The following is an 11,836-nucleotide window of genomic DNA, read 5'->3' as shown; positions in this document are numbered from 1 at the left end:
TCCTATGTCGATCAATTTTCCGTTATTGCTGGTTATCGCCGTCGCCGTTTGTGGCGTACTGGCGTTGTTCGACCTGATCTTTCTGGCCCCGCGCCGGCGAGCGGCGATTACCACCTACCATGGTCAGGTCAGCGAACCTGATGAGGTGGTGGTGGCACGCTTGAACAAAGAGCCGCTGCTGATTGAGTACGGTAAGTCGTTCTTTCCGGTGCTGGCGATCGTACTGGTGTTGCGCTCGTTTCTGGTCGAGCCCTTCCAGATTCCGTCCGGCTCGATGAAGCCGACGCTGGAAGTGGGCGATTTCATCTTGGTCAACAAGTTCGCCTACGGCATTCGTCTGCCTGTGCTGGACACCAAGGTGATTGAGGTGGGTGACCCACAGCGTGGTGATGTGATGGTGTTCCGCTACCCCAGCGATCCAAACATCAACTACATCAAACGCGTGGTAGGTCTGGCCGGCGACCGTATTGTCTACAGCAGTGACAAGCGCCTGACCATCAATGGTCAGTCTGTGGCGCAGCAGTTGATCGGCGACGAGCCCGGCAGCCTCGGCAGTGCGACGCTGTATAACGAGAAGCTTGGTGAGGCAGAACACCAGATCCGCAAGGAAATGCAGCGCTATCGCCTGGAGCCCGGTCGCGAGTGGGTGGTGCCGCAAGGGCATTACTTCATGATGGGTGACAACCGCGACAACTCCAATGACAGTCGCTATTGGAATGACCCAGCCATCCCCAAGCCGCTGCTGGGCATGGTGCCGGATCAGAATATCGTCGGCAAAGCCTTCGCTATCTGGATGAGTTGGCCGGATCCGAAGTCGCGCAACCTGCCCAATTTTACCCGCGTAGGTCTGATCCACTGACCTGCTGACGGATTTGCGACGCTGTTAAACGCAGCGTTGCAGGCTATATATAGTCTTGCCTCCAGCCGTAATGGCTTTTACAACACTCGAATTTGGGGACAAATATGAAATCAGCGCATTCGCAAAAAGGAATGTCGATTCTCAGTTGGTTGATGGTGCTCGCGGTTGTCGCCTTTTTGGCCAGTGCTGCCTTTAAAGTGCTGCCGCACTACTTCGACAACATGGCACTGGAGAAAATGATTACTTCAGTTGAAACCGATAAAGCCGTCGATGTGCGTAGCGTTAGCGATTTCTACAGCCATATCAGCAAAGGTATGCAGGTCAACAGCATTCGTGATTTGAATATGCAGGACGCGTTGAAGATAAAAGTGGAAAACAACGAATTTCGGGTGCACCTGAAATACGAGAAGCGTGAGCCATTGATCGAGAATATCGATCTGGTGGTGCGCTTCGATAAAGAATTCCGCGTGCGTATGCCGTGAGTGCGTCGTTAGCCCGCCTCGAGCGGCAGCTCGGATATACCTTCAAGGACCAGGAGCTGATGATCCTGGCGCTGACCCACCGCAGCTTCGCTGGGCGCAATAACGAGCGCCTGGAGTTTCTCGGCGATGCGATCCTCAACTTTGTCGCTGGCGAAGCGTTGTTTCAGCGCTTTCCCTTGGCGCGCGAGGGGCAGCTGTCACGCCTGCGCGCCCGCTTGGTTAAGGGTGAAACGCTGGCAATAATGGCTCGCGGCTTTGACCTGGGTGAGTACTTACGCCTGGGTTCGGGCGAATTGAAAAGCGGTGGCTTTCGCCGTGAGTCGATTCTGGCCGATGCCCTGGAAGCACTGATTGGTGCCATCTACCTGGACGCCGGAATGGACGCGGCCCGCGAGCGGGTTCTGGCCTGGCTGACCAGCGAGATTGAAAGCTTGACCTTGGTCGACACCAACAAAGACCCGAAAACCCGCCTGCAGGAGTTTTTGCAGTCGCGCGGCTGTGAGCTGCCACGTTACGAAGTGGTGGATATCCAGGGCGAGCCGCACTGTCGGACGTTCGTTGTCGAGTGCCAGATTACCTTACTGAATGATAAAACCCTGGGGCAGGGGGCGAGCCGGCGGATAGCCGAGCAGGTGGCAGCCGCTGCCGCGTTGATTGCCCTGGGTGTGGAGAATGGCAATGACTGATTTACCTGTTACACGCTGTGGCTATGTCGCCATCGTCGGCCGGCCCAACGTGGGTAAGTCGACCTTGCTTAACCACATTCTCGGGCAGAAGCTGGCGATTACCTCGCGCAAGCCGCAGACCACGCGCCACAACATGCTCGGGATTAAGACCGAAGGTGAAGTGCAGGCGATCTATGTGGATACGCCTGGCCTGCACAAGAACAACGAGAAAGCGCTAAACCGCTACATGAACAAAAACGCCTCGTCGGCGCTGAAAGATGTCGACGTGGTGATCTTCGTGGTCGATCGCACCCGCTGGACCGATGAAGACCAGATGGTCCTGGAGCGTATTCAATACGTTGAAGGTCCGGTGATTCTGGCAATCAACAAAACCGATCGCCTCGAAGATAAGGCCGATCTGATGCCGCATGTGGAGTGGCTGGCTACTCAGTTGCCGAATGCCGAGATCGTGCCGGTATCGGCCCAGCATGGGCACAACCTCGAGACCCTGGAAAAACTCGTGGGTGAGCGCTTGCCGGAAGGTGTGCACTTCTTCCCGGAAGATCAGGTGACCGATCGCTCCAGCCGCTTCTTCGCTGCTGAGTTGGTACGTGAGAAAGTCATGCGTCAGCTGGGTGCCGAGCTGCCGTATCAGGTCACCGTGGAAATCGAGGAGTTCAAGCGCGACGGGCGCATCCTGCATATCCATGCGCTGATTCTGGTCGAGCGTGACGGGCAGAAGAAAATCATCATTGGCGACAAGGGTGAGCGGATCAAGCGCATTGGCCAGGAAGCGCGCAAGGACATGGAGGTGATGTTCGACTCCAAGGTCATGCTCAACCTTTGGGTCAAGGTCAAAAGTGGCTGGTCCGATGATGAGCGCGCCTTGCGTTCACTGGGCTACGACAATATTTGATGCGCCTGCGGGCACCCCGTGTGCCCGCCATTTCGAGTAAGCCCTGATGCTTGCCCCTAGCCAGTCAGCCTTTGTGCTGCACAGCCGTGCTTACCGTGAAAGCAGTGCGCTAGTGGATTTCCTCACGCCGCAGGGGCGGTTGCGCGCGGTGTTACGTGGCGCGCGCGGTAAAGCCGGCAGCTTGGCGCGACCGTTTATTCCGTTAGACGTTGAGTTTCGTGGACGCGGCGAGCTGAAAAACGTTGGCCGCCTTGATCCTGCGGGTATCCCCAACCTGTTGGTCGGTGAGGCCCTGTTCAGTGGCATCTACCTCAATGAGTTGCTGATTCGCTTGCTCCCTGCTGAAGCGCCGCATCCGGCCGTCTTCGAACATTACGCCATGACGGTATTGGCCTTGGCCGAGGGGCGCGCCTTGGAGCCGTTGCTGCGTTCTTTTGAGTGGCGTTTGCTGGATGAGCTGGGCTATGGTTTTGCCCTGAATCTGGACAGCGAAGGCCAACCCATCGCCGAAGCAGGCCTGTATCGACTGCAAACCGAAGCCGGCCTGGTGCCGGTTGGGCATTTGCAGCCTGGGGTTTTTCATGGGCTAGAGTTGCTGGCCATGGCCGAGGCCGACTGGACCACGCCGGGTGCTTTGGCGGCTGCCAAGCGTCTGATGCGCCAGGCCTTGGCCCCCCATTTAGGCGGCCGACCGCTGGTTAGCCGCGAACTTTTTATGACGTTCAAGGAGCCAAACCGTGACTGATGCCAATCGTATCCTGCTGGGTGTAAACATCGACCATGTGGCGACCTTGCGTCAGGCCCGTGGCACCCGCTACCCAGACCCGGTCAAGGCCGCGCTGGACGCTGAAGAGGCCGGGGCTGACGGCATTACCGTGCACCTGCGCGAAGACCGTCGACATATCCAGGAGCGTGATGTACGGCTGCTCAAGGAGGTTATGCAGACGCGGATGAACTTCGAAATGGGCGTTACCGAAGAGATGCTCGCGTTTGCCGAAAGCATTCGTCCCGAGCACGTCTGCCTGGTGCCGGAAACCCGTCAAGAGCTGACCACTGAAGGAGGCCTGGACGTGGCGGGCCAGGAAGCGCGCATTCGTGCGGCGGTCGAGCGCCTGAGCAAGATCGGTTGTGAGGTGTCGCTGTTTATCGACCCGGACCCGCAGCAGATTGAAGCGTCCAGGCGCGTCGGGGCGCCGGCTATTGAGCTGCACACTGGCCGTTATGCTGATGCGCACAGCCCTGAAGAGGCGGCGCGTGAGTTGGCGCGGATTCGCGACGGTGTAGCCTGTGGTTTAGCCCATGGTTTGATCGTCAATGCCGGCCATGGCCTGCATTACCACAATGTCGAGCCAGTGGCGGCGATCGCCGGGATCAATGAGCTGAACATCGGCCACGCGTTGGTGGCGCACGCGTTGTTTGTCGGTCTTAAGCAGGCGGTGGTGGAGATGAAGCAGCTGATCACCGCCGCGGCCGCTCGCGGCTGATCAGGAAACGAGTTGTAGGATGGGTTGAGCGCAGCGATACCCATCTCTACGTGTGATGGGTTACGCCGCTGCGCGTCTAACCCATCCTACGGCTTACGCGCGATCAGTACCGCGCGGCACGGCGCCGGCAAACCTTCGACCGTGCGACTGTGGTCGGCCGGATCAAGGAACTCGGGCAGCGACTGGAAGCGCATCCACTCGGTTGAGCGCTGTTCGTCGACGCTGGTGGTGCTGACATCCACGCAGCGCACATCGACAAAGCCGGCACGGCGCAGCCACAACTCCAGTGCCGGCACCGACGGCAAGAACCAGACGTTGCGCATCTGCGCGTAGCGATCCTCGGGCACCAGTACCTGCTGCGCATCGCCTTCCACCACCAAGGTTTCCAGCACCAGCTCACCATTCTTGATCAGGCAATCCTTGAGGTCGAGCAAATGATCGATAGGTGAGCGGCGGTGATACAGCACGCCCATGGAGAACACCGTGTCGAAGCCTTGCAGCTTGCCGGGCAGCTCTTCGAAGGCCAGCGGTAGGTGCCAGGCGGGCAGGTCGGGCAGGTAGTTCTTCATGGCCAGGAACTGGCAAAGGAACAGCCAGTTGGGGTCGATGCCCACCACGCTGTCCGCGCCGGCGCCGAGCATGCGCCACATGTAATAACCGTTGCCGCAGCCGACATCCAGTACGCGTTTGCCCTTCAGCTCCAGATAGGGGGCAACCCGCTGCCATTTCCAGTCTGAGCGCCATTCGGTGTCGACGTGCACGTCAAATAGATGAAACGGCCCCTTGCGCCAGGGAATCAGGCCCTGCAGGGCGCTTTTCAGCGCAGCGCGCGTCGGTTCATCGCAGCGGCCGTTGAAACTGAAATTGTGCAGTAACTCCAGCTGTTCGACGTTCAGCTCGGGCAGCGCCTGGACCGCGCCGTACCAGCGCGCCAGGTCGCCATGACCGATGGCCAGTTTCGCATCGATCTGCCCAGGCAAGCCCGCGGACCAGTCTTGCAGTGGCGTGCCGGCAAGAGCCGCTTGTAGAGCGTCGAGGTCGAGGCGGCTGATCATGGCAGGGCAATCATCGAGGCAAAGTTAAGGCACTGGAACCACGGCACCACCTGGCTAAAGCCGGCGGCGAGCAGGCGCTCACGATGTTGCTCGAGGCTGTCGGGGAGCATGACTTTTTCGATGGCGCTGCGCTTCTGGGCGATTTCCAACTCGCTGTAGCCGTTGGCGCGCTTGAAGGCGACATGCAGGTTGCTGAGCAGGGTGTGCTGCGCGGCGTCTTCGAACTGCAATTTTTCCGAGAGGATCAGCGCGCCGCCGGGCAGTAGGGCCTGACGGATCCGTGTGAGCAAGGCGAGGCGCTGTTCGGGCTGGATAAATTGCAGGGTGAAGTTCAGCGCGACCAGTGAAGTGGGCTGGAAGTCGAGGCTGAGAATATCGGCTTCGATCACCTCGACCGGCAATAACTCCTGAAACATCGAGTCTTGCGCGTGCAGGTATTCGCGGCAGCGCTCGACCATGGCGCTGGAATTGTCCACGGCAATCACCCGGCAGTCGGCGATTTGCACATGCCGGCGCAGCGCTTGGGTGACAGCGCCCAGCGAGCTGCCGAGGTCATACAGCACGCTGTGGGGCTGGGCGAATTGGCCAGCCAGTACGCCGATGTTCTCGACAATAGTCGGATAACCCGGCACCGAGCGTTTGATCATGTCGGGAAACACCCGCACCACATCCTCGTTGAAGGCGAAGTCGGGCACCTGAGCCAGGGGCTGGGCGAAGAGGCGATCGGGTTGTTTGCTCACGTTGGCTGCGCACTGGTCGATAAAGCCGGGCATTTTAGCCAAGAGTTGGCCATAGCCAAACGTTGATTACATCTTTTGGTCGGAAATCAACGCGGCAGGTTATGTGTGGCGGTAACGGGAGTCTTGTTGATGCGCTTGAATGCCGACGCTGCAATAGCCCACTGGCCCACCCAGTAACTGAGCATGGTGGCTACAGGCGCAGCATTGAAGTGCACGCCAAAGCGCTTGAGGCCGACTCTATCTGTCGGATAGCACGGCCAAGGGCACCAGCGGCGGTCAGGCGCGTTGTGCTGGTTATCGACTGCGGCTGCCACGGCAATCTTTCGCGCCAGTACTAGCGGGCGTTTATCCTGCAGTCAAAACGTTGCGCGGGCACCACGCCAACCTCCCAGGGGCGTTCATAGGTCAGGGCCAGCTGGCCTTCACCCGCCGTGGCTACACGGAAGCGCCAGGTGGAAATGCCAGCGCTGCCGACCAATCCGGCGTCTTCAGGGTTGCTGTAGACCTCTGGGCCGAGGCTTTGCAGTACCTGTGGCGCGGAGTCGCGCAGCAGCCAGCGAAAGCCAGTGGTGGGGTTGCTCGGCAAACGCAGAATAAATTGCTGGCCTACCTGTAGCGACAGTGGACATTTGCTCTGCTGCTTCTGCTCCAGGGTTACGCTGCTGGGTGTTTGCGCGCAGGCGGTGAGCAGTGCAAGGCCGAGCGCGAGTGTCAGGCGGGGAACAAACATGGTGAGCTCCTGGCGAAAGTCGAGGCGGCCAGCATAGCCGTTACGGCCGCCTGCGGAAATCAGCCCCCAGTACTTGGCTCCGCTAGAGGGAGGCGCAGGCGCTCGGTGCATTCGTCGATTAGGGGCGTGAGCAGGGCAAAACATTCGTGGGGTGCCAGGCGCACTGGGTCGCTATTAGTCAGCTCATGCGTTAGGCGCTGGAGTACCTGTTGCAGCGGCGGGTCGATGGCGGGTTTTTCCAGTTCAAGGCAGAGCTGCAGAATCTGCTGTTTCAGGCGTTGCGGGCATTGCCTGTAATTGGCCGCACGCACACTCAGGCCGCGCAGGCGAGCGAGGCGCTCTAGGCCATGACAGGCTTTTGCGATGCCTGGCACGTGCAGACTGTCAGCCTGGCAGAGGCGTGTTTCGAGGGTTTCGATGACCTCCAGCAAACCGTCGATAACCAGGCAGTGCGCGGCGAAATCCGCCGGGTTGCGGCGCAGCTGTGGCCAATCTTGTTGCAGTGGCGCGAGCCCCAGGCTGGGGCCGGGCCAGTTCAGCCAGAGCTGGTCGAGTTGACGGGCCAAGGTATTGCGTTGGCTGGTGCTCAGTAGATCTTGCTGAGCACCCAGGCCGCGGTGTTTTTGCAGTGTCTGTAGCAGCTCGATAGCACGTTGTAACAGCGCACCTTGTAGCGCGTTGAGGTGTTGCTGATGGCGCTTTGCCGCGAGCTGACTGAGGCAGTGGCCAGTGACTAACAGCGCCAATGCCAGGGCGAGAGCAATGCTGAGGGCCATAAATTGGTTTCCTGAACCCGTACGGTATGCCGGGGGCAGGTGAGTTGAGCAAATCCCTTGCCAGGCACCGCAAGGCCCGCAATCAGGCGTTAGTCATGCATGGGGAGTTGAATCTGTGCTCCATATTTGGGCGGGTCTAATCGGGTCGCCCATTTGTCGTGCAGGCTGCAGTTTTACTGATCAAACGGTTAGAGTTGCACCTCTGTAATTCCGGGTTGCACTTTTAATGCTCAACGCGCGCTTGATACGTCTTGATGACCAGGCCCACGAACACACTCATGATCACCACCAGTTGGTGCTGTCGCTGGCTGGGCGCGCTGAATTTGAGGTCAATGGCCGTGGTGGTGAGGTGTGCCGGATGCGCGCCTGCCTGGTGCCAGGCGATGCCGACCACCAGTTTGCCGGTATGGGCGACAACCGCATGCTGATTGTCGATCTGGATGAGCAGGGCATCTCTAGCGAAGACCGGCAGCTGCTGACGGGCCTGTTCGAAACGCCGCGTTACCCTCAATTGGATGCCGATTTTCAGCATCTGCTGAGTTACGCCGGTGCTGAACTTGAGCGCTACGGTGCTGATCCGCTGCTGGCGCGAGCGCTCGGTGGCGTCCTGCTGCGGGCTTTGCACCTGCGGCTGTTTGGCGAGCCGCCTGCACGGGCTGCTGGTGCCTTGAATGTGGAGCGCCTCGACAGTTATATCGTCGAGCATCTGGCGCGGCGTATCAGTGTGGCGGAGCTGGCTCAGGTGGCCTGCCTGAGCCCCAGTCATTTTCATGCGCAGTTCAAGGACTGTGTCGGCATGACACCGCACCAATACTTGCTAAAAACCCGTCTTGATCGTGCAGTGCGGCTATTGCGCGAGAGCGGGCTGCCGCTGATCCGCATCGCTGAAGAGTGCGGGTTCTCCAGCCAGAGCGCCCTCACCACGGCCATGCGCCGTTACCTTGGCCTGACCCCCAAGCGTTTGCGCAGCGCCGAATAGGCGCCAGCGGCCAATCACTGCGTGAACTTACCCACATGGCCGGCTAAGCTGTGGCTCACAGAGGCATCACTGTGCCAGGCAGGATGCTGTTCATAATCAAGTGAGCCCCTCGAGTAGTTTGGATGAGCCAATACCTGCATATATCGTTCGCGCGCTCACTGCTGAGCATGTTGCTGTTGAGCGCACCGCTGCATGCCGCCAGCTTGCAAGCCGAGTTGCGCGATAGCCAAGGGCAGCCCCTGGCCAATGCCGTGCTCAGCTTACGGAGTACCGTGAGTGCGCCGACGGTGCCGGCTACAGCCATCATGGATCAACGTTCACAACAGTTCGCACCGAATGTACTGGCGGTGCGTAGCGGTACGTCGGTGGCGTTTCCCAACAGCGACAACATTCGCCACCACGTCTATTCCTTCTCCCCGGCCAAGCGTTTTGAGCTGCGTCTGTACCAGGGCACGCCAAGTGAACCCGTGATCTTCGATACACCCGGCGTGGTGGTGCTTGGCTGCAATATCCATGACTGGATGCTGGGCTATGTCTATGTCACTGACGACCCCTGGTTTGCGGTTAGTGATGAGCGCGGGCGGTTGAACCTGGAGCAACTGCCGGCGGGTGCTTACACGGCCAGCCTCTGGCATCCACAAGCACCGGACATGCTGCCGCAGGCTTTGGGCGAACTGCAGTTGGCTGAGGGCGGTAATCAGCAACGTTTTACCCTGGCGATGCAGGCCCCAGTCATTCAGGCTAGGCCGAGTGCACCGATCAGCGCTTTTGGCGATGCGTTTAAGAAGGCTCGCGATGCTGCGCAATAGTTTCCAGGCTCGGATTGCTGGGGTACTGGTCCTGCTGCTGTTGGTGGTGGTCGGCGCGCTCTATGTAGCCGTGCAAGCGGCCACCAATACGGCCGTGCGCAGCCAGGCGCGCGAGCAACTGGATGTCGGCAGCCTGGTGTTTCAACAGCTGCTCGAAGTGCGTGGCCGGCAGTTGCACGATGCGGTGCAGGTGCTGGCCGCTGATTTTGGTTTTAAGGATGCCGTGGCCAGTGGTGATACCGAAACCATTCGCTCGGCGCTGACCAATCATGGGGCGCGGATCAATGCCAGCGCCGTGATGATGCTGAGCCTGGACGGCAGCCTGGAGATCAGCAGCGACCGTCAGATCAGTGGCGAGACGGCGCAACGCCTTAGTGCTCAGGTGATGCAGCGCCAGCGCGAGGGTGTCCAGATTTTCCTCATGCCGATTGCCGATAAAATCTACCTGTTGGTACAGGCCACGGTCACCGCGCCGCTGCCGATTGCCCGCGTGATGATGGGTTTTCAGGTGGATGATGCATTCGCCGCCGAATTGCGTGAATTGACGCACCTGGACTTGACCCTGCTGGCGACCCAGGACGGTGCGGCCGATATCTGGATCAGCACCCTGCAGCCGCCACAGCTTGAGCAGTTGCAAGACGATATGGCCGAGCCGGCGAATGAGGCCGTCAGCCTGATCGGCACTGAGTCCTACCTTAATCAAACCCTGCTGCTGGCCAGTGGTGACGGCTTTGCGGTGCGCGCGCTGTTGCATAAATCCTTGAGTCAGGCGCAGCAAGCGTTTGCCCCGCTTGATCAGGATATTCTGCTGATTGCGCTGGTGGCATTGGCCGCTTCCCTGGGCGGTGCATTGCTGTTGGCGCGCTCCGTGTCGCAACCGGTGCAGCAACTGGCGGCGCTTGCCGAACGGGTGCGTCAGGGCGATTACCAGGTCAGCCTGGATCTGCAACGCAGCGATGAGTTGGGGCGTTTGGCCACGGCCTTTAAGGCCATGCAGCAAGGTATTGCCGAGCGTGAGCGGCAACTGGCGCACAACGCCCTGCACGATCCGCTAACCGGCTTGCCCAATCGCGCCCTGGCGCTGGAGCGTTTAGGCAGCGCGATTATGGCGCAGCGTCCTACGGCATTGTTGTACCTGGGGGTGGCGGATTTTCGTGCAGTCAATCAAAGCGTCGGGCCGCAAGGTGGTGACGTGGCGCTGCAGCAGCTGAGCCAGCGCCTGCAGGGGACGCTGCGCCCAGGTGACAGTGTGGCGCGGATTATTGGCGATGAATTTCTCATGCTCCTGGAAAATACCGACAGCGACAGTGCAGTGGGCATTGCTGACAGGGTTCAGCAGCTGCTGATCACGCCTTTGCGCGTAGCCAACCATGAATTCGCCATGGCGTGTCGCATCGGCATTGCGTGCTACCCGGCGGATGGCAATGCCCCTGAAGAGCTGCTGCGCCGGGCGACCATTGCGATGCAGGATGCTGCGAGCATGGCCAGCCATCTGCAGGTTTACCAGCGCGGCCGCGATGATGCCCAGCAGCGGCAGATTCGTCTGATTCGCGACCTGCGCCATGCCCCGGATAAGGCCGAGTTGCAGTTGCACTATCAGCCAAAGCTGAACATTGCCGACAGTCAGGTAGGCCAGGCCGAAGCCTTGCTGCGTTGGCAACATCCTGAGTTGGGCATGGTTTCGCCAGGTGAGTTTATCCCGCTGGCCGAACGCACCGGCAGCATCAAGCTGTTGACCGCCTGGGTGATCGAGGACGTCATGCGCCAGTTGCGGGAGTGGGCCGGGCGCGGTCTGCGCGTGCAGGTGTCGTTGAATATTTCCACCGAAGACCTGATCGACCCGCAGTTGCCGGAGCGGGTCAGGGCACTCTTGGCCGAGTATCAGGTGCCGGCCGAGCAGCTTGTTTTTGAAATTACCGAAAGCGGGGTGATGCTTAATCCCGAGCTGGCTCTGCAGGTGTTGCATGGCCTGCGTGAGTGCGGCATTAGCCTGTCGGTGGATGACTTCGGCACGGGGTACTCGTCCCTGGCTCAGCTCAAGCGTATGCCGGTGCAGGAACTGAAGATCGACCAATCGTTTATCCGTGACCTGGACGATGGCAGCGAAGACTCGGTGATCGTGCGCTCAACCATTGAGATGAGCCATAGCCTGGGCCTCAAGGTGGTTGCCGAGGGGGTCGAGTTTGAGCGCAGCCTGCAGCTGCTGGCGCGCTGGAATTGCGACACCGCTCAGGGGTATCTGATCAGCCGGCCATTGGCGGCGCAAGCCTTTGAAGCCTGGATGGTGCAGCACATGCACGGTGCTTCGAGCGTGGCGCCTTGAGCATGCTAAACCTGCCGC

14 protein-coding genes are annotated in these 11,836 nt (G+C 59.9%); 9 read left to right on the top strand and 5 right to left on the bottom strand.

The window, feature by feature from the left end:
* Positions 1–4: 4 nt before the first annotated feature.
* From lepB to pdxJ, 6 genes are all read left to right on the top strand, one after another.
* The gene (gene lepB, locus Q0V31_RS19500; RefSeq protein ID WP_298190742.1) at positions 5–859 is read left to right on the top strand and encodes a signal peptidase I; all 855 of its coding nucleotides are present in this window, start codon (positions 5–7) and stop codon (positions 857–859) included.
* Positions 860–963: 104 nt separating this feature from the next.
* On the top strand, positions 964–1,341 hold the full coding sequence (locus Q0V31_RS19495) for a DUF4845 domain-containing protein (RefSeq protein WP_298190740.1): 378 nt from the start codon (positions 964–966) through the stop codon (positions 1,339–1,341).
* Entirely contained in the window at positions 1,338–2,027 is a 690-nt protein-coding gene (rnc, locus tag Q0V31_RS19490) for a ribonuclease III (protein WP_298190738.1), read from the top strand. Before Q0V31_RS19495 ends, rnc begins: the two co-directional genes overlap by 4 nt.
* On the top strand, positions 2,020–2,922 hold the full coding sequence (era, locus tag Q0V31_RS19485) for a GTPase Era (RefSeq protein WP_298190733.1): 903 nt from the start codon (positions 2,020–2,022) through the stop codon (positions 2,920–2,922). The genes rnc and era overlap by 8 nt, the downstream gene beginning before the upstream one ends.
* A gap of 46 nt (positions 2,923–2,968) precedes the next feature.
* On the top strand, positions 2,969–3,667 hold the full coding sequence (recO, locus tag Q0V31_RS19480) for a DNA repair protein RecO (RefSeq protein WP_298190731.1): 699 nt from the start codon (positions 2,969–2,971) through the stop codon (positions 3,665–3,667).
* Positions 3,660–4,406: a pyridoxine 5'-phosphate synthase gene (pdxJ, locus tag Q0V31_RS19475; RefSeq protein WP_298190729.1), complete on the top strand. Its 747-nt coding sequence runs from the start codon at positions 3,660–3,662 to the stop codon at positions 4,404–4,406. The genes recO and pdxJ overlap by 8 nt, the downstream gene beginning before the upstream one ends.
* Before the next feature lie 86 nt (positions 4,407–4,492).
* Here the strand turns inward: pdxJ and cmoB are convergent, their stop codons facing one another.
* From cmoB to Q0V31_RS19450, 5 genes are read right to left on the bottom strand one after another with little or no spacing between them, the layout of a single operon-like run.
* On the bottom strand, positions 4,493–5,461 hold the full coding sequence (gene cmoB, locus Q0V31_RS19470; RefSeq protein WP_298190727.1) for a tRNA 5-methoxyuridine(34)/uridine 5-oxyacetic acid(34) synthase CmoB: 969 nt from the start codon (positions 5,459–5,461) through the stop codon (positions 4,493–4,495).
* On the bottom strand, positions 5,458–6,234 hold the full coding sequence (cmoA, locus tag Q0V31_RS19465) for a carboxy-S-adenosyl-L-methionine synthase CmoA (protein WP_298191166.1): 777 nt from the start codon (positions 6,232–6,234) through the stop codon (positions 5,458–5,460). Before cmoA ends, cmoB begins: the two co-directional genes overlap by 4 nt.
* 53 nt (positions 6,235–6,287) lie before the next feature.
* Positions 6,288–6,515, bottom strand: a complete 228-nt coding sequence (locus Q0V31_RS19460; protein WP_298190725.1) for a hypothetical protein — start codon at positions 6,513–6,515, stop codon at positions 6,288–6,290.
* Between the two features lie 20 nt (positions 6,516–6,535).
* A complete protein-coding gene (locus tag Q0V31_RS19455; RefSeq protein ID WP_298190723.1) occupies positions 6,536–6,931 on the bottom strand; it encodes a protease inhibitor I42 family protein in 396 nt (131 codons plus the stop codon).
* A 59-nt stretch (positions 6,932–6,990) separates the two neighbouring features.
* The gene (locus tag Q0V31_RS19450) at positions 6,991–7,707 is read right to left on the bottom strand and encodes a hypothetical protein (RefSeq protein WP_298190721.1); all 717 of its coding nucleotides are present in this window, start codon (positions 7,705–7,707) and stop codon (positions 6,991–6,993) included.
* Between the two features lie 226 nt (positions 7,708–7,933).
* On the opposite strand from Q0V31_RS19450, the gene Q0V31_RS19445 reads away from it, so the two are divergent.
* The 3 genes from Q0V31_RS19445 to Q0V31_RS19435 all read left to right on the top strand — a co-directional run bounded on the left by Q0V31_RS19445 (position 7,934) and on the right by Q0V31_RS19435 (position 11,818).
* A complete protein-coding gene (locus tag Q0V31_RS19445) occupies positions 7,934–8,686 on the top strand; it encodes an AraC family transcriptional regulator (protein ID WP_298190719.1) in 753 nt (250 codons plus the stop codon).
* A gap of 122 nt (positions 8,687–8,808) precedes the next feature.
* The gene (locus Q0V31_RS19440) at positions 8,809–9,495 is read left to right on the top strand and encodes a methylamine utilization protein (protein WP_298190717.1); all 687 of its coding nucleotides are present in this window, start codon (positions 8,809–8,811) and stop codon (positions 9,493–9,495) included.
* Positions 9,482–11,818: an EAL domain-containing protein gene (locus Q0V31_RS19435; protein WP_298190715.1), complete on the top strand. Its 2,337-nt coding sequence runs from the start codon at positions 9,482–9,484 to the stop codon at positions 11,816–11,818. The genes Q0V31_RS19440 and Q0V31_RS19435 overlap by 14 nt, the downstream gene beginning before the upstream one ends.
* Positions 11,819–11,836: the final 18 nt, after the last annotated feature.

The organism is uncultured Pseudomonas sp. (assembly GCF_943846705.1).
GTDB lineage: Bacteria > Pseudomonadota > Gammaproteobacteria > Pseudomonadales > Pseudomonadaceae > Aquipseudomonas.
The sequence above is the reverse complement of the archived record's forward strand: the minus strand, read 5'-3'. Positions and strand labels throughout refer to the sequence as shown.